This window comes from Chryseobacterium sp. S0630, assembly GCF_024158915.1.
Classification (GTDB): Bacteria; Bacteroidota; Bacteroidia; order Flavobacteriales; family Weeksellaceae; genus Chryseobacterium.
Genome location: NZ_JAMZGF010000031.1, coordinates 1 through 26111, shown reverse-complemented (window position 1 = coordinate 26111; position 26111 = coordinate 1). Strand labels below are relative to the sequence as shown.

At 35.8% G+C, this 26111-nt stretch carries 29 protein-coding genes and 1 tRNA gene; 21 read left to right on the top strand and 9 right to left on the bottom strand.

Going from position 1 to position 26111, the window contains the following annotated elements; all coding sequences use genetic code 11:
• Nucleotides 1–286: 286 nt before the first annotated feature.
• The 3 genes from obgE to NK356_RS14300 form a co-directional block, all read right to left on the bottom strand.
• Nucleotides 287–1270 (bottom strand): GTPase ObgE, encoded by a 984-nt coding sequence (gene obgE, locus NK356_RS14310; RefSeq protein WP_034697445.1) that lies wholly within the window; start codon nt 1268–1270, stop codon nt 287–289.
• A 63-nt stretch (nt 1271–1333) separates the two neighbouring features.
• A complete protein-coding gene (locus NK356_RS14305) occupies nt 1334–1912 on the bottom strand; it encodes an adenylate kinase (protein ID WP_034697446.1) in 579 nt (192 codons plus the stop codon).
• A gap of 153 nt (nt 1913–2065) precedes the next feature.
• Nucleotides 2066–2620: a phosphoribosyltransferase gene (locus NK356_RS14300; RefSeq protein WP_034697447.1), complete on the bottom strand. Its 555-nt coding sequence runs from the start codon at nt 2618–2620 to the stop codon at nt 2066–2068.
• A gap of 396 nt (nt 2621–3016) precedes the next feature.
• On the opposite strand from NK356_RS14300, the gene NK356_RS14295 reads away from it, so the two are divergent.
• A complete protein-coding gene (locus tag NK356_RS14295; RefSeq protein ID WP_253317285.1) occupies nt 3017–4606 on the top strand; it encodes an ABC-F family ATP-binding cassette domain-containing protein in 1590 nt (529 codons plus the stop codon).
• A 190-nt stretch (nt 4607–4796) separates the two neighbouring features.
• On the opposite strand, the gene NK356_RS14290 is transcribed toward NK356_RS14295, so the two are convergent.
• From NK356_RS14290 to NK356_RS14265, 6 genes are all read right to left on the bottom strand, one after another.
• Nucleotides 4797–5315: a hypothetical protein gene (locus NK356_RS14290; protein ID WP_253317284.1), complete on the bottom strand. Its 519-nt coding sequence runs from the start codon at nt 5313–5315 to the stop codon at nt 4797–4799.
• 90 nt (nt 5316–5405) lie between these two features.
• Nucleotides 5406–5963 carry an AAA family ATPase gene (locus tag NK356_RS14285; protein WP_034697450.1) on the bottom strand — a complete coding sequence of 186 codons (558 nt, stop codon included), beginning with the start codon at nt 5961–5963 and terminating at the stop codon, nt 5406–5408.
• A 50-nt stretch (nt 5964–6013) separates the two neighbouring features.
• The gene (locus tag NK356_RS14280) at nt 6014–6940 is read right to left on the bottom strand and encodes an alpha/beta fold hydrolase (RefSeq protein ID WP_253317283.1); all 927 of its coding nucleotides are present in this window, start codon (nt 6938–6940) and stop codon (nt 6014–6016) included.
• A 55-nt stretch (nt 6941–6995) separates the two neighbouring features.
• Complete coding sequence (locus NK356_RS14275) at nt 6996–7295, bottom strand: type II toxin-antitoxin system RelE/ParE family toxin (protein ID WP_253317282.1); 300 nt, start codon at nt 7293–7295, stop codon at nt 6996–6998.
• Entirely contained in the window at nt 7296–7544 is a 249-nt protein-coding gene (locus NK356_RS14270) for a type II toxin-antitoxin system ParD family antitoxin (RefSeq protein WP_253317281.1), read from the bottom strand. It abuts the gene before it with no gap.
• A 105-nt stretch (nt 7545–7649) separates the two neighbouring features.
• On the bottom strand, nt 7650–8324 hold the full coding sequence (locus NK356_RS14265) for a hypothetical protein (RefSeq protein WP_253317280.1): 675 nt from the start codon (nt 8322–8324) through the stop codon (nt 7650–7652).
• 162 nt (nt 8325–8486) lie between these two features.
• On the opposite strand from NK356_RS14265, the gene NK356_RS14260 reads away from it, so the two are divergent.
• The 20 genes from NK356_RS14260 (at nt 8487) to NK356_RS14165 (ending at nt 26109) form a co-directional block, all read left to right on the top strand.
• Nucleotides 8487–9773, top strand: coding sequence for an adenylosuccinate synthase (locus NK356_RS14260; protein WP_034697454.1), 1287 nt, complete (start codon nt 8487–8489; stop codon nt 9771–9773).
• A gap of 199 nt (nt 9774–9972) precedes the next feature.
• On the top strand, nt 9973–10260 hold the full coding sequence (locus NK356_RS14255; RefSeq protein ID WP_253317279.1) for a hypothetical protein: 288 nt from the start codon (nt 9973–9975) through the stop codon (nt 10258–10260).
• Nucleotides 10261–10500: 240 nt separating this feature from the next.
• Nucleotides 10501–11343, top strand: coding sequence for a hypothetical protein (locus NK356_RS14250; protein WP_034697456.1), 843 nt, complete (start codon nt 10501–10503; stop codon nt 11341–11343).
• 164 nt (nt 11344–11507) lie between these two features.
• On the top strand, nt 11508–12281 hold the full coding sequence (locus NK356_RS14245; RefSeq protein ID WP_002981269.1) for a ParA family protein: 774 nt from the start codon (nt 11508–11510) through the stop codon (nt 12279–12281).
• Between the two features lie 69 nt (nt 12282–12350).
• Nucleotides 12351–13241: a ParB/RepB/Spo0J family partition protein gene (locus NK356_RS14240; RefSeq protein WP_034697457.1), complete on the top strand. Its 891-nt coding sequence runs from the start codon at nt 12351–12353 to the stop codon at nt 13239–13241.
• Complete coding sequence (locus NK356_RS14235; RefSeq protein ID WP_034697458.1) at nt 13242–13880, top strand: DUF5683 domain-containing protein; 639 nt, start codon at nt 13242–13244, stop codon at nt 13878–13880.
• Nucleotides 13881–13941: 61 nt separating this feature from the next.
• Nucleotides 13942–14643 carry a 4-hydroxy-tetrahydrodipicolinate reductase gene (gene dapB, locus NK356_RS14230; RefSeq protein WP_253317278.1) on the top strand — a complete coding sequence of 234 codons (702 nt, stop codon included), beginning with the start codon at nt 13942–13944 and terminating at the stop codon, nt 14641–14643.
• 135 nt (nt 14644–14778) lie between these two features.
• The gene (gene lepB / locus NK356_RS14225; RefSeq protein WP_253317277.1) at nt 14779–16425 is read left to right on the top strand and encodes a signal peptidase I; all 1647 of its coding nucleotides are present in this window, start codon (nt 14779–14781) and stop codon (nt 16423–16425) included.
• A gap of 59 nt (nt 16426–16484) precedes the next feature.
• The gene (locus NK356_RS14220) at nt 16485–17108 is read left to right on the top strand and encodes a WbqC family protein (RefSeq protein ID WP_185103729.1); all 624 of its coding nucleotides are present in this window, start codon (nt 16485–16487) and stop codon (nt 17106–17108) included.
• Nucleotides 17109–17195: 87 nt separating this feature from the next.
• Nucleotides 17196–18878 (top strand): S8 family serine peptidase, encoded by a 1683-nt coding sequence (locus tag NK356_RS14215; RefSeq protein WP_034697461.1) that lies wholly within the window; start codon nt 17196–17198, stop codon nt 18876–18878.
• A 124-nt stretch (nt 18879–19002) separates the two neighbouring features.
• Nucleotides 19003–19494, top strand: a complete 492-nt coding sequence (locus NK356_RS14210; RefSeq protein WP_034697462.1) for a lipocalin family protein — start codon at nt 19003–19005, stop codon at nt 19492–19494.
• 26 nt (nt 19495–19520) lie between these two features.
• Complete coding sequence (locus tag NK356_RS14205) at nt 19521–20210, top strand: OmpA family protein (RefSeq protein WP_034697463.1); 690 nt, start codon at nt 19521–19523, stop codon at nt 20208–20210.
• A 107-nt stretch (nt 20211–20317) separates the two neighbouring features.
• Nucleotides 20318–21205, top strand: a complete 888-nt coding sequence (locus NK356_RS14200) for a decaprenyl-phosphate phosphoribosyltransferase (RefSeq protein ID WP_034697464.1) — start codon at nt 20318–20320, stop codon at nt 21203–21205.
• Nucleotides 21202–22521: an FAD-binding oxidoreductase gene (locus NK356_RS14195; protein ID WP_034697465.1), complete on the top strand. Its 1320-nt coding sequence runs from the start codon at nt 21202–21204 to the stop codon at nt 22519–22521. Before NK356_RS14200 ends, NK356_RS14195 begins: the two co-directional genes overlap by 4 nt.
• Nucleotides 22521–23246, top strand: a complete 726-nt coding sequence (locus NK356_RS14190; protein ID WP_034697466.1) for an SDR family NAD(P)-dependent oxidoreductase — start codon at nt 22521–22523, stop codon at nt 23244–23246. The genes NK356_RS14195 and NK356_RS14190 overlap by 1 nt, the downstream gene beginning before the upstream one ends.
• A 4-nt stretch (nt 23247–23250) precedes the next feature.
• Nucleotides 23251–23838 carry an HAD-IB family hydrolase gene (locus NK356_RS14185; RefSeq protein ID WP_034697467.1) on the top strand — a complete coding sequence of 196 codons (588 nt, stop codon included), beginning with the start codon at nt 23251–23253 and terminating at the stop codon, nt 23836–23838.
• 24 nt (nt 23839–23862) lie between these two features.
• Nucleotides 23863–24330 (top strand): hypothetical protein, encoded by a 468-nt coding sequence (locus NK356_RS14180; RefSeq protein WP_034697468.1) that lies wholly within the window; start codon nt 23863–23865, stop codon nt 24328–24330.
• Nucleotides 24331–24332: 2 nt separating this feature from the next.
• Nucleotides 24333–25508 (top strand): cysteine desulfurase family protein, encoded by a 1176-nt coding sequence (locus tag NK356_RS14175; RefSeq protein WP_253317276.1) that lies wholly within the window; start codon nt 24333–24335, stop codon nt 25506–25508.
• Between the two features lie 83 nt (nt 25509–25591).
• Nucleotides 25592–25909, top strand: a complete 318-nt coding sequence (gene trxA, locus NK356_RS14170) for a thioredoxin (protein WP_027374941.1) — start codon at nt 25592–25594, stop codon at nt 25907–25909.
• A 126-nt stretch (nt 25910–26035) separates the two neighbouring features.
• A tRNA-Asp gene (locus tag NK356_RS14165) sits at nt 26036–26109 on the top strand.
• The last annotated feature ends 2 nt before the right edge of the window (nt 26110–26111 follow it).

Below are 26111 nucleotides of genomic sequence, written 5' to 3'. Positions count from 1 at the left end.
CTCTTAAATCTTTCTTAATGGTTTAATATTAAATATAATTAAACCTTTATTTTTTGAACCATTAAGATTTAATAAGGTGTTAAGAGTATTAAGGTAAGCTTCGCTTCGCGCTTAAGAATCAGAATGATTTATCTTAACTATGCTTTATTTCTTACATCCTTCTTAATGGTTTAAAATATTGAGTGGAAGAAATTGTATACATAAAAACAGCCTCAGAGTAAATCTGAGACTGTTTTTTTATGATGCAGTTCTATTTTCAAAATAAAACTGATAAATCAATGTATTTCTATCCGTGCAATTGTTTCCAGATAGCATCTTTCAGCTCCATAAGACCTTCTCCTGTAACACCTGAGAAGAACAGAGGCTGTTTGTTTTCCGGGAACTCTGCTGCGATTTCTTTTTTTAGTTCATCATCCAAAAGATCAGATTTTGAAACGGAAATAATGAAATCTTTATCCAGTAATTCTGGGTTATATTCTTTCAATTCATTTTCAAGAATTTTAAACTCCTGGAAATGATTTTCAGAATCAGCCGGAATTAAGAATAAAAGGATAGAGTTTCTTTCAATATGTCTCAGGAATCTGTGTCCTAAGCCTTTTCCTTCTGCTGCTCCTTCAATAATCCCGGGAATATCAGCCATTACAAATGATTTGTAATTTCTGTAATCTACAATCCCAAGGTTAGGAGTTAAAGTGGTAAAAGCGTAATTGGCAATTTTTGGTTTTGCCGCAGAAACAGATGCTAAAAGTGTAGATTTTCCAGCATTTGGAAATCCAACAAGTCCTACATCGGCCAAAATTTTAAGTTCGAAGACCACAAAGCCTTCTTCACCATCCATTCCGGGTTGAGCATATCTTGGAGTCTGGTTGGTAGAGGATTTGAAATGTTCGTTTCCTTTTCCTCCTTTTCCTCCCTGCATCAAAATGATTTCCTGCTTGTCATCAAGGATTTCTCCGATAATTTCACCTTCTTCATTTTTAGCGATAGTCCCAATGGGAACATCAATATAAATATCAGAACCGTCAGCTCCTGTCAGCTGGTTTTTCGCTCCGTTTTCACCTCGTTCTGCTTTTATGTGACGGGTGTATCGGAGTGGAAGCAAAGTCCATTCATTAGCATTTCCTCTCATGATGACGTGTCCGCCACGACCTCCGTCGCCACCGTCAGGACCACCTTTAGGAATATACTTTTCACGGCGAAGGTGGGCAGAACCAGCACCTCCGTGTCCGCTTTTACAATGGATCTTTACGTAATCTACAAAGTTAGACATATAGTTTGTGTTGCGAGTTGCAGGCTACGGGAGGAAATTTTCTATCCCGCACCCGTATCCCGATTATTTAATTTTCTCTACCTCAGCGAAAAGTTTTTGGGAAATCTCATCAATTTCTCCAACACCGTTTACCTCTACATATTTACCCTGCTGCTTATAAAGCTCGGCAACTTCTGCTGTTTTGGTATAATATTCTTTAATTCTGTTTTCGATGATCTCTACATTGCTGTCGTCTGATCTTCCGCTGGTTTCACCTCTTTTCAGAAGTCTTTCAACCAAAATTTTGTCCTCTACTACCAATGAAAGACAGATGTCTATCTCATCATTCAGTACTTCTTTAACGATGGTTTCCAAAGCTTCTGTCTGAGCAGTTGTTCTTGGGTATCCGTCAAAAATAAAACCGTTGGTATCAGTAGGTTTTTTGATCTCGTCGATCAGCATATCTGTTGTTACCTGATCCGGAACCAATTCTCCCTTATCGATGTATGACTTAGCCAATTTACCAAGTTCAGTGTCATTTTTCATATTGTATCTGAAAAGATCACCTGTTGAAACCTGTTTTAAATTGAATTTCTCGATTAGATTCTGAGCTTGTGTTCCTTTTCCACTTCCTGGAGGGCCGAACAGAACAATGTTTATCATAATGTTGATACGCTTCCAGCAATGGGCATTTTGCTTCTGGCTCTTGGCTTTTGGCGGCTTGCTTTTTTTGCTTTCAGCTTTTTTAAGTTATTATTAAATTTATTTCTTTATATAATTTTAAGCTAAAAGCTATCAGCTAATAGCCAACAGCGTTTAATGGTTGATTTGTCCGTCTTCCAACTGATATAAATTCGGTAGATTTCTTCCTAACTCATCATAATCCAGTCCGTATCCAAGTACAAACTTATTAGGAATTTCTTTTCCGATATAATCCAGTTTGAAATCTTTCTTATAAATCTCAGGTTTCAATAAGAAACTAGCCAGTTTTATAGATTTAGGACGTTGTGTTTCCTTGAAATATTTGAAAAGACTTTCAACCGTATTTCCTGTATCTACAATGTCTTCTACAAGAATGATGTGACGGTCTTTCACTTCTTTAGTAAGCTCCATTTTCTGATAAACGATCCCTGTAGATTCAGTTCCTACATAAGAACTCATTTGAATGAAGGCAATTTCGCATTCTCCCGGGTAATATTTTAAAAGATCAGAGAAGAACATAACAACTCCATTTAAAACCCCAATGAAAACAGGAACTTCATCCTTGTAATCTTCATAAATTCTTAGCGCTGTCTCTTTTACAATTTCCTGAATTTCGGCATCCTTTAAATAAGGAACGAAAGTTTTGTCGTGAACTTTAATGCTTTCCATAAAATTTTTAGTAGTTGGCAAAGTTACGGATTTTTGATTAAAATACTTTCCTGTTTTTATCAGTTTGAAAGTTTAAGGGTTTCGGGATCGCAGAATTGAATATCCTGATGAAGTCTGTTTAAATAATAATAACAATAAGCTGTTTAGCGGGATAGAATGTATAGCCTTAAAAAAAGGATTCAGGAAAGGATTTTAAAAAACAGGTGTTTGAAATGATGAATAATGTAGGGATGATAAATGTCCTGATTATTGATGAAAAGCAAATATTCAGAAAAATGACTATCTTTGTTCTTTCAAAACCCAAAAATACAGATATGTAGGATATCATTTCTTTCAGACTCAATAAAACGGTAACGAAGATGTTGCCGGTGTTCAACCTTTATTAAGAAAGAAATCATGATTTTACTGCAAAATATATCCTTTGGGTTTCCGGGAGGAAATCTTCTATTCAATCATATCAATTTAACAATACAGTCTCATACCAAATCTGCTTTGGTGGGAAGTAATGGTATGGGGAAATCAACCCTGCTGAAAATAATCGCAGGTGAAATACAACCTTTAAACGGCAATATCAATATCCAGGGTGATATTTTTTATGTACCTCAGATGTTTGGGAATTTTAATCATTTTACCATTGCTGAATGCCTGAAAATAGACAGGAAATTACAGGCTCTTCACAAAATTACCAATGGAGATGTGGACGAAATGTATTTTGAAACGCTCAATGACGACTGGGACATTGAAGAACGATGTCAGCATGCTCTGGAACATTGGGGACTCGATAATTTTGAATTAACTCAAAAACTGGAAGGCCTGAGCGGAGGGCAGAAGACCAAAGTTTTTCTTGCCGGAATTCAGATCAATCAACCTGATATTATCATATTGGATGAACCAACCAATCACCTGGACAGAGAGGGAAGAAAACTCTTGTATGATCTTATTGACAAAACAGATGCAACAGTTGTTATCGTAAGCCACGACCGTACTTTGCTCAATCTTGTGGATATCATATTCGAATTAAGCAATCAGGGAATTGCTGCCTATGGTGGAAATTATGACTTCTATGCAGAACAGAAAGAAGTGGAGGAGGAAGCTTTGCATAATGATATTCACTCCAAAGAACGCGCTTTGAAAAAGGCAAAAGAAAAGGAAAGGGAAACATTGGAACGTAAACAAAAGCTCGATGCAAGAGGTAAAGGGAAGCAGGAGAAATCCGGAGTAGCCAGAATTATGATGAATACGCTTCGGAATAATGCTGAAAAAAACAGTTCAAAACTTAAAGGTGTACATGCTGAGAAAATCAGTGGGATTTCTGGTGATTTAAGAGATCTGCGTTCCTCTTTAAAGAATTCTGATCAGATGAAAGTTAATTTTAATGATTCCAATCTGCATTCAGGAAAGATCCTTGTTGCTGCTGAAGGTATTAATTTCACTTACGGAAAAGAAAAACTCTGGAAAGAAAACATCAGTCTTGAATTGAGAAGCGGAGATCGAATATCAGTGAAAGGTTCAAACGGTTCCGGAAAAACAACACTGATAAAACTTTTGCTGGGAAAACTTGAACCTTCAGAGGGGAAAATAAATAAGACGGAATTCAACAGCATCTATATTGATCAGGAATATTCTCTGATTGATAATGACTCGACGCTTTATGACTTTGTACAGACTTTCAATGACAATGCAATGCAGGAATCTGAAGTGAAAACATTATTGTCCAGATTTTTATTTTGGAAAGACACCTGGGACAAGAAATGTGGTATGCTCAGTGGTGGTGAACGTTTACGGTTACTTCTTTGCGGACTTTCTATCAGCAATAAAGCACCTGATGTGATTATTCTTGATGAACCTACGAATAACCTTGATCTTCAGAATGTAGAAATTCTCACCAATTCTATCAAAGATTATCATGGAACCTTGCTGGTGATTTCCCATGATGAAGTTTTTCTGGAGGAGATTGGGATGGATAGAGAATTAATACTGGAGTAATTATTATATTTCTCACAGATTTAGCAGATGTGGCGGATGATAGTTACAAAAAGCTATTTTATAATAAGATGAAAAATTCAATAGGGGTGGGCTTTAGCCCACCTTCAATATCAAAACAATTCCATTGGCTTTAGCCAAAACCTATCATAAAAAACATGGAAATCAATTTCCATGTTTTTATTTTTATGAATTATTTCTTCGTTTTCTTAACTGCATCAATATAAATCTTCTTGATACTGTTTTTCTCTTCCTTTTCACTGATACTTTCAAGAGCAGGAAGCAGGGTTGTATTATGACTGGTTTTCAATTTCAAAATCTCCCCCAACGCAAATGCTGCACTCCATCGTACCACAGTTCCTTCATGACCTGTATTGCTTAGCAGATTGGTGATGGCTTTATCCAGATTTTCAGGGAATAAATGGGCGGTGTTACCTATTACTTTGGCGCTTTCCCATTTTATTCTGGGTGCTTTTTCAGTAAGCGTTTGGGTAACAAATGAAAATACGGTTTCATCTGCAAGGTTAGGGTTCTGTTTCGTAGCGTATTCTAACGCTTCTATGCACGTAGCTTTTACAGGGTCTTTTGATTTCTCTGCGAAAGCAATCAGTTCATCACTAGGTAAAGAAGCATCAACAATCCATTTGCTGATGATGTCTACTTTTTCCTTTGATTTTACTGTCTTGTCTTTTATAAGTTCTTCTATAGTCACGGTGATTGATTTTGTTTTTTCAGTGTCCTAAATTAACAATTCCTTTTAAAAGTAACATCACCCGTCATTGCGAGCAAAGCGAAGCAATCTCTACTTAGCAAGTAAGTTTCCCTGTTTTATTCTATCCAAAATAATCTCCATCTTTTGAGACAGCTCATAATCACCTGAAAGTTCAATCAGAGGAGTGTCTATATCAGATAACCATTCAAGGTGAGCTTTTAAAGTTCTGTTGGCAATCCCTGTATTATGGTCATAATCTTTAGCCCAATCCATAAACTCCTGATATTTTTTGGCCCTTTCAGGATGGGTGATCAGTTCATCGCCGTATCTTTCATATTCCCTTTTTCTCAGTCTTTCCATTCTGAGTTCAGAAGGCAGATAGAGAAATATAATCAGATCAAACTCAGGAAATACATTTTCTCCCCAATGAATGATTGAGCCTCCAAAAATCCAGTTTTCAGTAGTGTGAAGCTTCTCTGAAACAGAAGTATTTCTTATTTTAGGATTTTGTCTTTCCGTAAATGGATACTGGGTTGTAAGCCAGAAAAAATCATCACTGTCAAAATATTCAATATTAAGTTCCCCAGACAAAGCTTTTCCTAAAGTGGTCACTCCAGAACCGGAAGCTCCGAAAATATGTATTCTCATGATTTATTATTCTATAAAATCTGCGAAATCTCTATAATCTGCGAGAGATTTTAATACTTTGAAATCCAATTAGAGATTTCCTTCAGCACTTCTTCCCGTATTTCCTCATTCAAAATTTCATGACGCATTTCAGGATAGATCTTTACATCTATATGTTGGAAACCATCAGCTTTTAGATGATTAACGGTATGTATCACACCTTTACCAAAATCACCAATCGGGTCATTCTGCCCGCTTATAAACAGGAAAGGAAATGATTTTGAAATACATGAAGCCCAATTCCTTGATGTGGCTTTTTTATAAATGGTAAATAAAGTATAAAAAGCATTGTGAGTGAACGGAATTCCACAAAGTTCATCCTGTTCAAAGGCTTTTCTGTTTTTTGTATTGACACTCAGCCAGCTGGTATCACTGAAATCTTTATCTTTTTTAAAATGCTTATTGTTGACACTTGTGAAAACAGAATTCAAAAAAGTACGATGATGAGGCGCTATGACATTGGTTAATGATAAATAAGCTCTCAATACACCTATTCCAGGTAAAGGTCCGCCGGTTCCTGTAATGATAGCTCCGGAAAATTTACTGCTTGCCTTTTGAAGAAGACAACGCGTGATAAAAGATCCCATAGAATGTCCCAAAATAAAATGAGGAACATCTGGATATTGTTCTGTAAGATGATCTGCCATCATTTCTGCATCAGCAACAAGCCTTTCATCCGGTTTTTCAAGCTGAAAGAAACCAATGTCTTTTTTCTCTTTTACAGATTTTCCGTGCCCCAAATGATCATACGTTAATACAGCAATTTCATGACTGGCAAAATATTCTGCAATCTCTGCATATCTTCCGCTGTGTTCCTGCATGCCGTGAACAATAAGTAGGGTAGCTTTTGCTGTCTCAGGTGAAAATAAGGTGTAGAAAAGCTGGGACTTGCTGTTTATTTTTGATGGGAGGTATGCAGACTTTTGTAGTGATCTCATGGGGGATTCTCTTTTGGTTTGGAGGGTAATTGAAGATACAGAATTAATGATTTTTCTATTCATTTAATCTTGATGAAATATCCATTTGTTGATGAAGAATTCTTATGATTTCAATTTCTTCATTTTTAAGATTGATTTTGTAAAATATAAAATGAGATTTCACCCTTGAACGGAAATATCCTTTTCTGATTTCACCATAATCTTTTCCAGATTTTGGATTCTCAGATAAATATTCAATTTCATTCATGAGCAAATCAAAATAACGATCTGCCTGTTTTACTGACCAGGTTTCGAAGGTGTAAAGCCAGATTTTTTCTAAATCATTTGACGCTTCTTTACTGATTTTGTATTTCATTTAGTCAGCAGAATGTTTTTGATGAAGATTTTTCAAAAATTCTTTACGGTCAAAATTTTCAACAAAACCAGATTTTTCACCTTTTTTTAATTCGTTGATTAATTCTGTTTTTTTAGATTCTTCATGTTCGAACATTCTTAAAGCTGTTCTTACAACTTCACTGGCGGAAGAAAATTTTCCGGATTTGATCTGTTGGCTGATAAAGTTGTCAAAATAATCTCCTAATAATATGGATGTGTTTTTTGCCATTGTGTTAATTTTAAATCAAATATACCAATTATTGGTATTTATTCAAAGTTAATTATCAAAGAAATTTTAAAATAATTGGAAGGATTTATGTTGATTTTGTAAAATTCAATAGAAAATTAATTGATATAAACTCCAAAGAATTGTAAAGAAAGATGCTGAAAAAATTAATTTTGGGAAATAATTATTTATCAAATTATTATTTTTTAAGTATTTATTTCCCATTACTAATCTAGATTCAGTCTTTTCTAATAAATCTGAAAAATATTTAATAGAATTAAAATCTTCAGCCATATTATTTTTTAAGTCTAAAATTTCATTTTTTAATAGTTCTAATTTAGCACCTTTTATATCTAAGTCTATGTCTTCATTATTTAAAGTATCTGCTTCACTATTTAATCTTGTAATATTATCTGTGTGTTGAGTAATTGTAGAAGAATAATGTTTTATTTTTTCTTTAGATTCTGTGATAATTAAATTAATTTCTTTTGGCATTCTAAAATTTAAATTATCGTAATTTAAAAGATTGCAAAAGCGTAAAAAATAATAAACATTAATCGTAAAAAGGATATAGGAAATATATTCTTTTTTAATGTCTATTTTGAGACCATTAATCTCAATTTCTGATAAAGAAATTATATTGGTGCAAAGAAGAATTACAACTGTAGAAGTCCAAATTATGTTATTTCCTACACTTTGTGTTTCAGAATGAATAAAATTTATAAAACTATAATCAATAGAATTTAAATTTTCTTCAATATTTTGATTAGAGATATTATTCATTAAAAGTGTTTATATATATTTAGAAAGTAAGTATTTCAAATATATAAAAATAATAATTCGACCTCATGATTTCCACCCCACCCAAAAATAAAATCCACCTAGAATTTGCTCACCCAATTTTTTAAAAGTAATTTTGCACGAATCTAAAAACAAAAGTAAAATATGTCAACTTATGTAGTTGTAGGTCTTCAGTACGGAGATGAAGGCAAAGGAAAAATAACGGATGTTTTATCAGCAAAATCGGACTATGTAGTACGTTTCCAGGGTGGAGACAACGCTGGTCACACGGTTTATGTGGGTGAAGAAAAATTCGTTTTGCACCTTCTTCCTTCAGGAGTTCTTCAATGCAAAGGGAAATGTATCATTGCGAACGGAGTAGTGGTAAACCCTAAATCTTTCATTAGAGAAGTTGGTCAGATCGAGAGCAAAGGCTTAAGAACAGATCATATCTTTATCAGCAGAAGAGCGCATGTAATCATGCCTTACCACATCCTTTTGGATACTTACCGTGAAGAGGAACACGGAGGAACTCAGATCGGAACTACCAAAAAAGGAATCGGACCTTGTTATGAAGATAAAATTGCAAGAGTCGGAATCAGAATGGTAGACCTTTTAAATCCTGAGATTTTAAGAGATAAAATTGAGAAAAACTTAAAAGTTAAGAATTCTCTTTTTGAAAAATATTACGGAAAGCCAACGTTAGACGTTGAGGAAATCTACAACGAATATTTAGCAATCGGAAAGCAGCTTCAGGACAGAATCGTTGATACTGAACTTGAGCTGAACGAAGCGATCAGAGACGGTAAAAACGTTTTATTCGAAGGAGCACAGGCGTTAATGCTTGATATCGACTTCGGAACTTATCCATACGTAACTTCATCTTCTCCATCTACAGGAGGTGTTTGTTCAGGAGCTGGTGTTCCACCAACTTCACTTCAAAATCTTATTGGAGTAGCAAAAGCTTACTGTACAAGAGTAGGAAACGGACCTTTCCCTTCTGAATTGGATAACGAACTGGGTGAAAAAATCAGACAGATCGGTGGTGAATTTGGAGCCACTACAGGTAGACCAAGAAGAACAGGTTGGTTAGACCTTGTTTCTTTAAAGCATGCTTGTATGATCAACGGAATCAACAACCTTGTAATCACTAAGCTTGACGTTCTTACAGGAATTGAGAACCTGAAAGTAGTAACACATTACAAAACTGAAGACGGAAAAATCATCGATTATTTCACTTCTTCAACAGAAAAACTATACAACTACGAACCAATCTATCAGGATTTACCAGGTTGGAGCGAAGATATTACGAAAGCAAGAAGCTATGATGAACTTCCTGACACTGCACAGAAATACATCGAGTTTATTGAAAAATACTTAGGAATCAATGTATACTTAGTTTCTGTAGGTCCTGAAAGAAGTCAGAACATCATCAGAAAAGAATTATTCTAATATTCTTAAAGATAAAAATAACAGAGAGATCATCATGGGATGGTCTCTTTTTTTTGTTTAAAACTTTACTTTTTCAGCTTTTCAATCCATCCTTGTCAAGGTTCAAAACCTTGACAAGGATTTTAGGATTAAGAGATAATTCCAATCTTGAATTTTTGTATACTTTTGTTTTCAAGCAAAAATGTAAATAAGAAAAATTATGGAAGAAAATAAAATACCCCGGCGTTTTCTGGACAATATCGTCATCAGCTTGTATCTTACGATTGCCTATGCTGTTTTGTTTATCATATATTTAGGTTTACCCCTCGGTAAGATTTCAGATTTTGTACTGATTCTGTTTATTGTCTGCAGTTTGCTTTTTAGTACGGGTGGAATCTATTTTGCTGCAAAAAGCTTTTCGAAAACAAAGATCAGTTCTGTTATTCTGATTATTATTAATGCCCTGGGATTATTAATACCACTTACTCTTATTCTGCTGCTTCTATAGTGTCTCTACTCAATTCGTACACTGTTATTTGTGTGATTTATTTTTATGAAAAGCAGTAGTGTTTTTCCAGATAAACTTTCTATTTATAAATGTTAAAATTTAAACATTATCATAAAATTTTCTAATATTATGTTGTTTTGCTAAAATTTTGGCAGATGTTTTGATATTACAACATTGCTTATCGATAAGAGCTAACAAAACTAATAATCACAATTTTTAACAGTTTAAATAGTAGTAGTGATGAAACAACATAACCAAAACCAGGAATTTCGTTTTAACGAAGTTCTCTTTGAGCACCGCAATAAAGACTATGGTGCCTATGTATTAAGAAACGAATCAGATAGAATATTAACCAAAGCGCTTTTTATCGGAGCAAGTTTAATGGCTGCAGTATCCATTACACCGTTTGTGATTTCTGCATTGAAACCTGTTGATGAGCCTGTCGGAACGGTATTTGAACTTCCGAGAGTCGTTGAAATTCAGGATGTAGAAAAGCCGAAAGATCAGCCGGTACAAATTGTAAAACCAACTCCTCCAGCTCCTGCTGTAAAAACTTATGATGACAGATTGCCGGAACCTAAAGCAATTGTTACCAATGAAAAGCAAGTTGAGGATAAGATTAATGCGGTAGCAAGTACACAAACATCAGAAGGTAAAGAAACTCCGAATACCACCTATATCCCGATTGTACCAAGGGTTATCGGAGGTGATGGGCCGCCTGCTGTAAAGGCAGATCCGGTAGTTGAAAAGACAGACCCTTCAATTATTGATAAAGATCCTAGTGTAGAAGCTAGTTTTGCAGGAGGAATAGACTCCTTCAGAAATAAAGTAATGAACAGCTTTGATGGTTCAGGATTTGAATCAGAAGATGTTGTAAAGACGACAGTTACCTTTATTGTAGAAATGGACGGAACCATCTCAGGGGTAAAAGCTAACGGAACCAACGCCGATTTTAATAATGAGGCAATGAGAACAATTAAAATGATTTCCAACAGAGGAAAATGGATCCCGGCCAAAAACAAAAAAGGAGAATACGTAAGAAGTTATTTCAAATTTCCTATCTCCATGAAATTTGAGAATTAATACGGAAAAGTAAATTTCAAATAGTTATCCACAAAGAATTTTTTTTGTGGATAATTTTTTTTATCGTTAAATTGCTTATTAACAATATTTTAACTCAATTTTGATTTTCCCCACTCACCGAGAGCAAAGAAAAAAGTGTATTTTTGAAACTTAAAGTTCTAATAATGGCAAAAATCATAGGTATTGCTAATCAAAAAGGAGGTGTTGGTAAAACTACCACCGCTGTAAATTTGGCAGCAGCATTAGGAGTATTGGAAAAAAGAATATTAATCATTGATGCTGACCCTCAGGCGAATGCAACATCCGGTCTGGGTGTTGAGGATGTTCAGTATTCTACCTATAATCTACTGGAGCACAGTGCGGATACAAGAGTTTGTATCAAAAGAACAGCGACTCCAAACCTGGATATTATTCCGTCACACATCGATCTGGTAGCTGCGGAAATTGAATTGGTAGACAAGGAAGACCGTGAGTATATGCTGAAAAAGGCACTGGCAAGTGTAAGAGATGATTATGATTATATTATCATCGACTGTGCACCGAGTTTAGGTCTTATTACCGTCAATGCGCTTACGGCAGCAGACTCTGTAATCATTCCGATCCAGTGTGAATATTTTGCATTAGAAGGGCTTGGTAAACTTTTGAACACCGTTAAAAATGTTCAGAAGATCCATAATAAAGATCTTGGAATTGAAGGTCTTCTTTTAACGATGTATGACAGCCGATTGAGATTATCCAATCAGGTTGTTGAAGAAGTCAATCTACATTTCCCTGAAATGGTTTTTGAAACTATCATCAGCAGAAACGTAAGATTGAGTGAAGCACCAAGTTTTGGAGAAAGTATCCTGAACTATGATGCAGAAAGTAAAGGAGCGGTTCAGTATATTCAGTTAGCTGAAGAAGTTCTTTTGAAGAATGAAAACTTAATAAAGAATTAAATTAATAATAAATGGCCAACAGGTGAATGCTAGTCATCACTTTTTAAACATCATTTATCAATTATATCTATGAAGGACAAAAAAAGAGCTATGGGACGCGGCTTGGGCGCCATTTTAAGTGCAGAATCCAAAGCAACTATCAATTCCGCTACAGATGAAGGAGCAGATAAGTTTGTGGGAAATATTGTGGAAGTTGCGCTTGAAGATATCTATCCGAACCCAACGCAGCCGAGAACTTATTTTGATGAAAAAGCATTAAACGAACTTGCACAGTCCATTAAAAACTTAGGCGTAATCCAGCCGATTACCCTAAGAAAAGACGGTGAAAAGTTTGAAATCATTTCCGGGGAAAGACGTTACAGGGCAACTAAAATTGCAGGGTTAACAACTATTCCTGCCTATATCCGTTTAGTAAATGACCAGGAGCTTCTTGAGATGGCTCTTGTTGAAAATATCCAGAGAGAAGACCTTGATGCTATCGAAATAGCATTAACCTATCATAGGCTTTTAGAGGAAATCGGTCTTACTCAGGAAAACCTGAGCCAGAGAATAGGAAAGGATAGAAGTACTATTACCAATTCTATAAGACTTTTAAGATTAAATCCGGATATTCAGAATGCCATCAGAAGTGGTGAGATTTCTGCAGGACACGGAAGAGCAATTATCAGTCTTGAAAGTGAAGAAGATCAGCAGGTATTATTTGATCTTATCATCAAAGAAAAATTAAATGTTCGTCAGGCTGAACAGGCTGCTGCTGCATTGAAGAATCCGAAGTCTCCTGCTGCCAAAAAGGCAAAAGTGGAGCTTTCCAATAACTATAAAAAAGCCCAGAAGACCATCGCAGATATCCTAGACGTAAAAGTGGAAATCAAATCTTCTGGAAATGGTAAAAAAGGTAAAATTGTTCTGGACTTCAAAAATGAAGAAGAGTTGGAATATATTTTATCCCATATTAAATAAATGAAGAAAATATTTTTCACATTTTTCTTGTGTATTGCTGCAATGGCTTACTCACAAGTAAAACCTATCGATACCGTTCGGATGCAGACTCTTCCGAAAGAAGAACCTCGTGTGGTAAAACCAAGCAAAACAGAAGCAAAGATTATTGAAGATCTTGAAAAAGCGAATGGTCCCACAGCAAAAACCATAAAGCTAAACCCTACCAGAGCGGGATTATACTCCGCAGTTTTACCTGGATTAGGACAGTTTTATAACAAAAAATACTGGAAAATTCCCATTGTTTGGGGAGCGGTAGGTGCTGGGGTTGGTATTGCCGTATGGAATGACAATCAATACAAAAAATACCGTGAGTATTATGTGGCAAAACTGAATGGAACTCCTAATGAATTTGTAGACAGTCACCCGTGGCTGGACAAAAAAGCTTTGGGTAACGCACAGGACAGAGCCAAAAGACAAAGGGATTATGCCATTGCCATTACAGGTTTGATCTATATTCTGAATATTGTAGATGCTGTGGTAGATGCCCATCTTTATGAAAGCCGCCATGATCCGGATTTGGTTTTTAAACCATCGGTTATTCAGGATCAGTATGGGTACAGCGCACCAAAAACAGGATTCAGTTTAAGTTACAGATTTTAAAAGACAATACACCTGCAGAATTTTTGAGGATTGAATGCAGATTAAAAATAAAAAAGATTATATGAAAATAGCATTAGTCGGTTACGGTAAAATGGGTAAGATCATTGATGAGATCGCACAGAAGAGAGGTCATGAAGTAGTTGCCCGTCTGAAGGAAACCCCAACTGCTGAGAATCTTAATAATCCGGATGTTGTGATTGAATTCTCATTGCCGGAAGTTGCATTTGAAAACATCAAAGCTTGTCTTGAAAATAAAATTCCGGTGATCTGCGGAACAACAGGATGGCTTGATCAAAAAGCTGAAATTGAAAAACTGGCGGTAGATAATGGCACTGCTTTCTTATATGGTTCAAACTTTAGTTTAGGCGTGAATTTATTCTTTGCGCTCAATGAAAAGCTGGCGGCTCTGATGAAAAACGTGGATGAATATTCTTGCCAATTGGAAGAAATTCACCACATCCATAAAAAAGATGCTCCAAGTGGAACCGCAATTTCCATTGCAGAAGGAATCATTCAAAACAATCCGAAATTCGATGCCTGGAAGCTGGAAGAAACAGAAGGCAAGCAGCTGGGGATTTTTGCGGTACGTGAAGATGAAGTTCCGGGAACACACAGCGTGTATTATAGAAGTGAAGTAGACGAAATCGAGATTAAACATACCGCTTTCAACAGAAACGGTTTTGCGCTGGGAGCTGTGGTAGCTGCCGAGTGGATTAAAGATAAAAAAGGAAACTTCGCAATGAAAGACGTTTTGGGGCTTTAATTTGTAACAAATTCTGTAAATTGCAGACCAATAAGCAGAAAATGATGAATAGTGAATTGTAAACAGCGGACTGCTTTTATCATTTATTACTCATCATTTTTATTATTTATATCATAAGAATAGGCACAAAAATTTATGAATTATTTTTTAACTTATACAGTATATGTCCTCATACTATCAGTATTAATGGGGATTTCATCTTGGAAACTGTTCAAAAAAATGGGGTATAGCCCTTTATTTGCTTTTATCCCTTTCTACAACTATTTCATTATTCTTAAAGAAACAAAACATCCGAAATGGTGGGCAATCCTTTCTTATCTTCCGATAGTAGGGCCAATCATGATGTCTGTTTTCCACCTTTACTTAGTGAAGAAGTTCGGGAAAACACTTTTCAAAGATCAGATTCTTACCGTGATTTTGCCATTTATTTATATGGCGGTAATCAACTATTCTAAAGATGTAGAGTTAGAAGATGAAAATGCAAACGATCTGTTTCTTACAGACGAAGAGAAAAATGATAAAAAGAAAGATACATTCATTGGTTCCATTACCTTTGCTGTAGTCTTCGCTACTATTATTCATGTTTTTGTAACACAGCCTTTCGGGATTCCTACAGGATCTATGGAAAGAACTTTATTGGTAGGTGACTTCCTTTTTGTAAACAAATGGAGCTACGGTTACAGACTTCCAATGCGTCCGGTAGCAATACCTTTCCTTCAGGGAACTATTATGGATACAGGACAGAAAGGTAATCCTAAAGATGATCCTAAATCTTATGTAGATGGAGTAAAGCTTCCTTACACAAGAATTTTACAATTCAATAAACCACAGAAAAATGATGTAGTTGTTTTCAACTATCCTCAGGATTCAGTACATACAGCGATCGACAGAAAAGATCCTTACGTAAAAAGATGTGTGGCTACAGCAGGAGATGCTTTTGAAATGAGAGCCGGAAGACTTTTCGTTAACGGAAAGCCGGAGACTGTTTTAGGTGACCAGGAAGTACAGCACAGATACCTTGTAACAACAGACGCACAATTAGATATCCCTACTTTATATAAAGCTTATGGATTCTTACCGGTTCAGGAAGTGCAGCAGAATAACGGAGGTTTCCTTTATGGATTCCAGGGTTTAACGGATAAAACGGCTAAAGAAATTAAAGAACTTCCTCACGTTATTGACATGAAGGAAGAGGTTTCACCAAAAGGAGAAGCTGCAGTATATTACAGAGACGAGGCTAAAACTAAAATTGATACAACGCAATCCATTTTCCCAATCAACAAACCTTGGAATCAGGATTGGTACGGACCTGTCAGAATTCCTAAAAAAGGAGATGTTGTAGCGATCAATCAGGAAACATTGCCAATGTATCAGTGGATCATTTCCGAATATGAGCACAACAGCTTAGAAAAGAAAAACGGAAAGATCTTCATCAACGGAAAAGAAGCAACTCAGTATACCATTCAGCAGGATTATTATATGATGATTGGGGACAACAGAGATGCTTCATTAGATGCAAGATTCTTTGGTTTTGTTCCGGAAGAAAATATTGTTGGAAAACCAATGTTTACATGGATGAGCCTTCAGGGTGCATTCTCTGACAGCAGCTCTACTTATCAGGCACCATTTAAAATCCGTTGGGAAAGAATGTTCAAAGCTACCAACACAGGAGAAGCCAATAAAACTTCTTACTGGTGGGTTGCAGCGATGATCCTGATCTTATTCTTCGGATGGGAGTATTTCGTGAAATTATTCGGAAAGAAAAAAACTGAAGACGACTAATAGAAAAATTAAACTTAAAATAGAATGAAGTATTTGAAAAAATACTTCATTTTTGCATTATGAATATGACGAATGTATTATTGCCGGCATTTTATATGCCCCCAATCTCATGGTTCTCAGTGTTTTTGAATCCTGAGAATGAAATTGTATTTGAACAGTTTGAAAATTTCCCGAAACAGACGTATAGAAACAGAGCCAATATTTATGGTGCCAACGGAAAATTGTCATTAATAATTCCCATTAACCATAACGGAAAAAGAGAATTCAAAGATGTTGAAATCTCTTATCGTGAAGATTGGAGAACGCTTCACTGGAAATCGATCAAAACGGCATACCAGAGCTCTCCTTATTTCGAATACTATGAAGATAAGTTCAGAAAAATATTTGACCTTAAAGAAAAGTTCCTTCTGGATTTTAACCTTAAAGGGATAGAAGTAATCCAACAGATACTGAAAACAGAAAAGGCACACTCTTTGAATGAAGAATATATCAAAAATCCGGAGAGTATTAATTTCAGAGAAAAGTTTTCGGCAAAACTTCCTTCAGAATTTCAAATGGAAGAATATTACCAGACATTTTCTGATAAATTAGGATTTTTGGAAGACCTTTCGGTTCTTGACCTTATTTGTAATAAAGGCCCGGAATCATTGGTATATATAAAAAATATAAAACAATCATATTAGCATACAATCGCTTTTGATAAAATTTTCAGGATAAAAAACATGAAGGTGGCGATTGGAATATGTCTTTAAAAAATTAAATATCAACATATGAAAAAGGTATTATTAGCTGCAGTTTTTTTAGCAGGTTTTAGTTTCTCTTTTGCACAGGAATCTAAAGCTAAAAGTATTGATCCCAACGAAGATAAAGATCTGATGACATGGTATCATAAAGATTTTGCATCTTCAAAAGTATATGGAGTAAATACAGCAAATGCTTATAAATACTTGGAATCTAAAGGCCTGAAGCCTAAAACCGTAGTGGTGGGAGTGTTAGACAGTGGAGTACAGGTAGATCACCCCGGATTGGTAAAGAACCTATGGTCAAACCCTAATGAAGTTCCTGGAAATGGTAAAGATGATGATGGAAACGGGTATATTGATGACGTACACGGTTGGAATTTCATAGGAGGTAAAAACGGTGATATTGATATCGATAACATGGAGGTAACGAGAGTAGTTGCCAAATATAAGCCTGTTTTCGAAGGAGATGATTCTACAAAAAATAAAGCCAACCAGGCTAAAATGAAGGAGGAGTTTGAGATGTATATGAAAGCCAAAGATATGTTCAATAAAAAAAGTATCGAGGCGAAACAAAACTTTCAGACCTATTCTATGTTGAATGAGCTGATTCCTAATATGGTAAAACTATTAGGAGGTAAGCCTGTAACTGCTGAAACTATTGCAGCTATCAAAGCTCCAACAGATCAGAGGGATGCTATTGCTCTGGATTTCTTAGGCCAGATTTCACAAAGTCCGGAATTTAAAGGAAAATCAGCAGAAGAATTTGAAAAAAAGATGAAGGAGGAAATGAAAGAAGCCATCGATCATTTTGCTCCAGCTGCAAAACAATATGACCTTTCATACGATCCGAGAAAAGAGATTGTAGGAGATAACTACGATGATTATTCTGAAAAAATCTATGGAAATAATCACTATGAAGGACCGGATGCAGAACATGGAACCCACGTGGCAGGTATTATTGCAGGACTTCCGCAAGGAAAAGAAGTGCAGTACGGAGTTGCTTCCAAAGTGGCTAAAATCATGTCTGTAAGAACTGTCCCTAATGGAGATGAAAGAGATAAAGACGTTGCCAATGCTATCAGATATGCAGTAGATAACGGTGCGAAAGTATTAAATATGAGCTTTGGGAAACCAGTTTCTCCTGGTAAGAATGTAGTTTGGGATGCTTTCAAATATGCTGAAGATAAAGGAGTTCTTTTAGTAAAGGCTGCAGGTAACGAAAATGAAGACGTAGCAGAACATCTGGCTTATCCTACCAACTTTAAAAATGTTACGGACGAAAAACCGTTTGTAAGCAATGTTCTTGTGGTAGGTGCAAGTACCAATAAAAACAATGCGTTGAGAGCAGATTTTTCTAATTACAATAAAAAGATGGTCAATGTTTTTGCTCCGGGAGAGGAAATCTATTCTACCGTTCCTAAAAACGAATACAAATATCTTCAGGGTACTTCTATGGCTTCACCTGTTGTAGCCGGAGGAGCAGCTGTTTTACTGGCTTATATGCCGGACCTGAAACCTTATCAGATCATTGAAGCTCTTGTGAAAAGCAGTAATCCAAGTACAGCAGATGGTTTTGGTGATCAGTCTCAGGCTGGTGGAGTTATTGACCTGAAAAAAGCAGCAGAATATGCGTATACGAATTTCTACAAAGGGAAACCTTCAGGCACTGCCAAGCCTTCGAAATCCGTAAAAAAGGCTGTTAAAAAATAATTTATCTCCCTCTGTTTAAGGAGAAACCATAAAGAGTCCGAATTTTTTCGGACTTTTTATTTTTTATTTTAAATTTTGGCACGGTTTTTTGTAACTTTATAGTAACAAAATAATAAACAACAAAATGAAAAAGTTACTACTTGCAGGGATGTTGGGAACATCACTTTTTGCAGTTTCGTGTTCCTCTGTTAACAAAGCAGCTACATCTCAAAATCAAAGAGCCGACTTCCTTAAAATGAAAGGAGACTGGCAGATTGTGAGCATAGATTACGATAAAGGTTATAAAATTAAACCTTTTGACGAAGGTGCAGACGCACAGTGTTTCGTAGGAAGCCACTGGAGATTGATTCCTAATAACTGGACAGGAGCGTATACTTTAAACGGTGGTGGAGATTGCCCGGCAATTACACAACCTATCAAATTTGAAGTAAAAGGCGGTAATACGTTTATGTTTAAAAAAATTGCTACAGGTACAAAAGCAAAACAAAATACAGCTGGTTACAGCCTTACAATGATCAATCAGACTACAGATCAGTTTTCACTTGAGCAAGATGTTCCTTTTGAAGGAGGTAATGTAAAAGTAGTTTACAACTTCCAGAGAACAGGAATGAAATAATTTATCAACATAAAAGATCAAAAAAAATGAAATTTACAAAAACATACGTAGGAGCCCTTTTCTTGTCATCAGCATTATTATTGACAAGCTGTGAAGCGGTTCAGAATTCAAATCACCAACAAAGAGGTACAGCAGTAGGTGTTGCTTCAGGAGCAGTACTGGGAGGTATCCTTGGAAATAATGTAGGTAAAGGAGGAAACGGTGCTATCGGAGCTGTATTAGGAGGTATTATCGGTGGTGTTGCAGGTAACGTTATCGGTAACAAAATGGATAAGCAGGCTAAAGATATTAAAGAAACTTTACCAGGAGCTCAGGTAGAAAGAGTAGGAGATGGTATTAAAGTAACCATGAATGAAAGTATTGTTAACTTCGCTTTCGACTCTTCAAACCTTACTTCTGTAGCACAGACAAACCTTGATAAATTAGCTGAAGTACTGGTTAACAACCCAGATACCAATATCAACATTTATGGTCATACAGACAGTAAAGGTTCGGATGAGTACAATCTTAAACTTTCTCAAAGAAGAGCAGACGCTGTGAAAGCCTATTTATCAGGAAAAGGAATTGCATCAAGCAGAATGTTTACAAAAGGTGAAGGTGAAGCAATGCCTGTAGCAAGCAACGATACCGATGAAGGAAGAGCTAAAAACAGAAGAGTAGAGTTTGCTATTACTGCCAATGAAAAAATGATTAACGATGCCAAACAAGGGCAATAGTTAATTTAATATATAAATATTTTCGTAAAAGACCGCCCCGGCGGTTTTTTTTGTATTTTTATGCTAGAAATTTTGAATTTATTATTTTTGTATTTGAAATAACATAAATGAAGAAATATTTAAAGCTGCTCCGTGTGGAGCAATGGGTGAAAAACCTTTTTGTATTTGTCCCTCTGTTCTTTTCAGGTAATATTACCAATATAGATCTGCTTCTCAAAAGCATTTTTGCATTTGTCATATTTTCGCTTGCAGCAAGTGTTGTCTATATCCTGAATGATTACAATGATATTGAAGCAGACAGAAAGCACCCGGAAAAAAGAAGAAGACCATTAGCGAGTGGAGCTATTTCAAAATCAAAAGCGATAGGAATTCTTATAGGCCTTATCGTGGTTGATATAGTTCTTGTATTTTTTACTCAACTTTATTTCCATGAATTTCTTTGGAAATTTGCAATCATCATAGGGTTTTATGTGGTTATGAATCTTGCCTATACTTTCAGGCTGAAGCATGTTCCTATCATTGATATCTTTATCATTGCCATAGGATTCGTATTACGTGTACTGGCTGGAGGTTATATTACCGGAATCAGTATCTCACAATGGGCGATTCTACTGACGTTTGTATTGGCTTTGGTACTGGCTATAGGAAAAAGAAGGGGAGAACTTATCAATGCCCAGGTTTCAGGAAAAACAAGAAAGGCACTGGATGGATATAATGTTCAGTTTGCAGATATAGCCTTATCTATTTCTATTACACTGGCTATTGTTTGCTACCTGATGTTTACCCTTTCTCCCGAAGTTCAGGAGAGATTTCACGAAAGAGTTTTTTATACCGTGATTTTCGTTGTATTTGCGTTGTTAAGATATCTTCAGCAGACACTGGTTTATAACAGAACGGAATCTCCTACAAAAATTGTTTACAGAGACCGTTATATACAGGTTACTTTATTGCTTTGGGTAGTTGCATTTTTAATTCAAATTTATTTTAAGAAATGAAACCGAATTTCATACAGAAAGTTACAAACTGGGGAAATTTCCCAATAGTAGAGAAGGAAATGAGATCTGAGGACAGTTTCAAAAGAATAAAAGAATTTGTACTCAGTCACAACGAGGTTATTGCGAGAGGAAACGGGAGATGCTATGGAGATGCTTCGTTGGGAGAATCTATATTTTCAACTAAAAAATTAAATAAATTCATCAATTTTGACCGATTGAACGGAATCATAGAATGTGAATCCGGAGTGCTGCTTTCAGATGTGCTGGAAATAGCGGTTCCGCAGGGATACTTTCTATATGTTACTCCCGGGACAAAATTTATATCAGTAGGAGGAGCTATCGCTTCCGATGTTCATGGAAAAAACCATCATGCAGAAGGATGTTTTTCAGAATATGTGATCGAATTTAAGTTAATGACTGAGAAGGGGGAAATTATGACCTGTTCCAGAGAAGAGAATGCAGAAAAGTTCTGGGCTACCATTGGTGGAATGGGACTTACAGGAATTATTCTTACTGCAAAATTTAAACTTAAAAATATAGAGTCTGCATACATCCGTCAGGAAAGTATAAAAGCAGACAATCTGGATGAGATATTTAAGCTGTTCGATGAAAGTGAAAACTGGACCTACACTGTTGCATGGATTGATTGCCTGCAGAAAGGAAAAAATATCGGAAGAAGTATTCTCATGAGAGGAGAACATGCGTTTCAGCATGAACTTCCCCAAAGTTTTTCAAAAACACCTTTAAGACTAAAGAAAAAATTACAACCTACCGTTCCTTTTTATTTTCCGGGATTTGTACTGAATGCCCTTACCGTAAAAATATTCAACTGGTTGTACTATAAAAAACAGTCTAAAAAAGAAGTGAAAAACTTTATCGATTATGAAACGTTTTTCTATCCTTTGGATGCTATCACAGATTGGAACAAAATTTACGGGAAGTCAGGTTTTATACAGTACCAGATGGTAATTCCTAAAGAAGCAGGAAAAGAAGGAATGAAAAGAATTCTTGAAACGATTGCCAAAAGCGGGAACGGTTCATTCTTAGCGGTTTTAAAACTTTTTGGAAAAAACAATCCTCAGGCTTACAACTCATTTCCTGTAGAAGGGTATACGTTGGCTCTTGATTTTAAAGTTAATTCAAAACTGAAAAAACTGGTAGATCAGCTGGATGCTATTGTTCAGGAGTTCGGAGGAAGAATTTATCTTACCAAAGACAGCATGAGCAGGTCATCCCTTACCAATTACCTGAAAAATATTCAAAATCCTAAATTTGTGTCTTTACAGCACAAAAGAATCATAAATAATAACTCATAATGATAGTTCTGGGAAGTACATCTGAAGTGGCACAGGCTTTTGTGGAAAAGGCACTTCAGGAAGGCGAGAAGTTTGAAAAAATCTATCTTTTTACCTCAAATAAAGAAACTACAGAGCGTTTTGCAAGACACCTCGATGTGAAGTTTCTACAACAGGCGGAAGTCATTGAACTGGATCTGACTAAAGAAATTGATTACAATAGATTTGATAATATCAATTCAAATGTATTATTTTGTGCCGTAGGATATTTAGGAGAAGGAACCGAAGAAGGATTGTATGATAACAGAAATACAGAACGTATCATTGATATCAATTATTCAAAACTGGTTCCTGTGATGAATTATTTTGCTCATAAGTTTGAAAGCAGAAGATCCGGAACGATTATCGGGCTTTCATCTGTGGCAGGAGACCGGGGAAGGCAGAGCAATTTTATCTATGGAAGTGCCAAAGCAGCTTTTACTGCTTATCTGAGTGGGTTGAGAAACTACCTTTTTGATAAAAAAGTACACGTTCTTACCATAAAACCGGGGTTTATGGAAACTAAGATGACAGAAGGCCTGCCTCTAAATCCGAAACTGACAGCAAGTCCCAAACAAGCTGCTTCCTGTATTTACAAAGCCTTCAAAAAGCAGAAAAATGTGGCATATGTTTTGCCGGTTTGGAGTATTATTATGATGATTATCAGGAATATCCCTGAGTTTATATTCAAGAAATTAAAGCTTTAAAAAAATGAAAAAATTGTATTGTTTTGATTTTGACGGAACCCTTACTTATAAAGATACAATGTTTATGTATCTTAAATTTTACGATTCTACAAAATATCGTATACAATTTTTAAGACATGTACCTCTCTTTATTCTGCTGAAGCTGAAACTTGCTGAAACAGAAAAAGTGAAAAAAAGCTTTATTGGCTCTATTTTAAGAGGCCAGACCCAGGAAAAAATCGAACTGAAGTCTAAACAGTTTTTTGAACAGCATTATCCTAAAATAGTGAGGGAAAATGCATTAGACTTTATAAAAAATATCGATAGGAATAATACACAGAGTTTATTGGTAACAGCATCATTAGATATCTGGGTGAAACCTTTCGCTGATGAACTGAAAATGGAGCTTGTTTCTACGCGGGCAGAGTTTAAGAACGGAGTTTTCACCGGAAATTTTATAGGAAAAAACTGTAACGGAAAAGAAAAACTGGTAAGAATTAAAGAGGAAATTAACGATTCTAAGTACGATAAAATTATTGCATTTGGTGATACTTCAGGAGATCGGCCAATGTTGAAATGGGCAAATGAAGGACATTACCAATTTTTTCACTAATTTTGGGAGATAAAATTGTAAAAAATGAAAAGCCTGTTAATCGCATGTACAGCAATTTTCATGAGCTGTGCAAGCACTTCATCTCAGAAATCTTCTGCTATGCAGGGAAATGCTGAACTTCTTGTCTCTGAATCTCAGGGAGGAGCTGAGACTCCTGGCTTTAGAATTATTAAGGAAGAAAAGGATTTCCGCAACATTATCAGCGGAAGTTTTGGTATTTCAGAAATAGGAAAAGAATCTTATATCAAATATCCGCAGTTTCCGAAAAATAAAAAAGTCGTTTTATACAATTTGGGAACCTTCAGATCTGGGAGCCACAAAATTGAAGAGATCAAAAGTATATCTGTGAAAAATCAGATTCTGTATGTAGAAGTTCCGGCTGGAGAACCTTCCGGTGGAATGGAAATTCAGGTGATCTCAAGCCCTTGGTTTATATTTACTGTTCCCACAGATTATAAATTTACCTCTGTAGAATTAAAATATTCAAAATAATAATGGATAAAGTATATTTAGATAATGCCGCAACCACTCCGCTTGCAGAAGAAGTTATAGATGCAATGGTTGGCACTATGAAAATGAATTTCGGAAACCCGTCTTCAACACACAGTTTTGGTCAGGAAGCAAAAATCCTTATTGAAAATGTAAGACGACAGGTTGCAGACTATCTTCATGTAACTCCTGCTGAAATTATTTTCACTTCCTGTGGTACCGAATCAAACAATATGATCATCAAATCCTCGGTAGAACACCTTGGAGTGGAAAGAATCATCAGTTCTCCTCTGGAACATAAATGCGTTTCTGAAAGTATTCTGGATATGAAAAGCAGAAAAGGTGTAGAAGTAAACTACATCCGCCCGAATGAAAAAGGAGATATTGATCTTGCTAAATTAGAAGAACTTTTAAAAGCTTCAGATAAAAAAACATTGGTAAGCTTAATGCATGCCAACAACGAAATTGGGAATATCATCAACCTTAAACAGGTTGCGCAGCTGTGCAAAGAGCATCATGCACTTTTCCATTCAGATACGGTACAGACAATGGCTCATATGAACCTTGATTTCTCTGATATTCCTGTAGACTTTGCATCCTGCAGTGCTCATAAATTTCACGGGCCAAAAGGTGCTGGATTTGCGTTTATCAGAAAAGCGACAGGTTTAAAAGGAATTATTACCGGAGGTCCTCAGGAAAGAAGCCTTAGAGCAGGTACTGAAAATGTTTGTGGTATCGTAGGATTAGGAAAAGCATTAGAACTTTCTCTGAATCATATGGAGGAATATACCAACCATATGCAGAGTATAAAGGATTATGCAATTGAAAGACTTTCTGCTGAAATAGAAGGAATTAAATTTAATGGAAGAAGTGCTGAAAAAGAAAACAGTCTTTATACCGTTTTAAGTGCTTTATTGCCTTATAAAAATCCACTCATAGGACTTCAATTGGATATGAAAGGGATTGCCATCTCTCAGGGAAGTGCATGCTCATCAGGAGCGTCAAAACCTTCAATGGTAATGATGATGGTACTTTCTGAGGACGAAATGGATCACTGTACTCCATTACGTATCTCGTTCAGCCATATGACGACCAAAGCGGAGATTGATACATTGGTGAATGCATTAAAGGAAATTTCAAGCGATTACACTATAGAAAAAACTAATGTTGAGCATAGATAGGCTTGTGCTCTAAAAAGCGTAATTTTGAACATCCAATAAAGGATTAAAAGAAAATAATATTAATTAAAATAAAAGAAACAAAAATGGCTTTAGAAATTACAGACAGCTCATTTCAGGATACGGTTTTAAAATCAGACAAACCGGTATTAGTAGACTTCTGGGCAGTATGGTGCGGACCTTGTAGAACTTTAGGACCAATCATCGAAGAAGTAGCATCAGATTTTGAAGGTAAAGCAGTAGTTGGAAAAGTAGATGTAGACAACAACCAGGAGATTTCTATGCAGTATGGTATCAGAAATATTCCTACAGTTCTTATTTTTAAGAATGGAGAAGTAGTAGATAAATTAGTAGGTGTAGCTCCAAAAGAGGTAATTGCTGAAAAATTAAGCGCTCACTTATAAAAAAAATAAGTTTGATAATGAACGCCTTCCAGTATTGGGAGGCATTTTTTTTAAAATAATTTGCAGATAACAAAAAAAGTTGTAATTTTGCAACCACGAAAAAGAAACGACGTTCTTTCAAATAATGATCCGGTAGTTCAGCTGGTTAGAATGCCGCCCTGTCACGGCGGAGGTCGCGGGTTCGAGTCCCGTCCGGATCGCA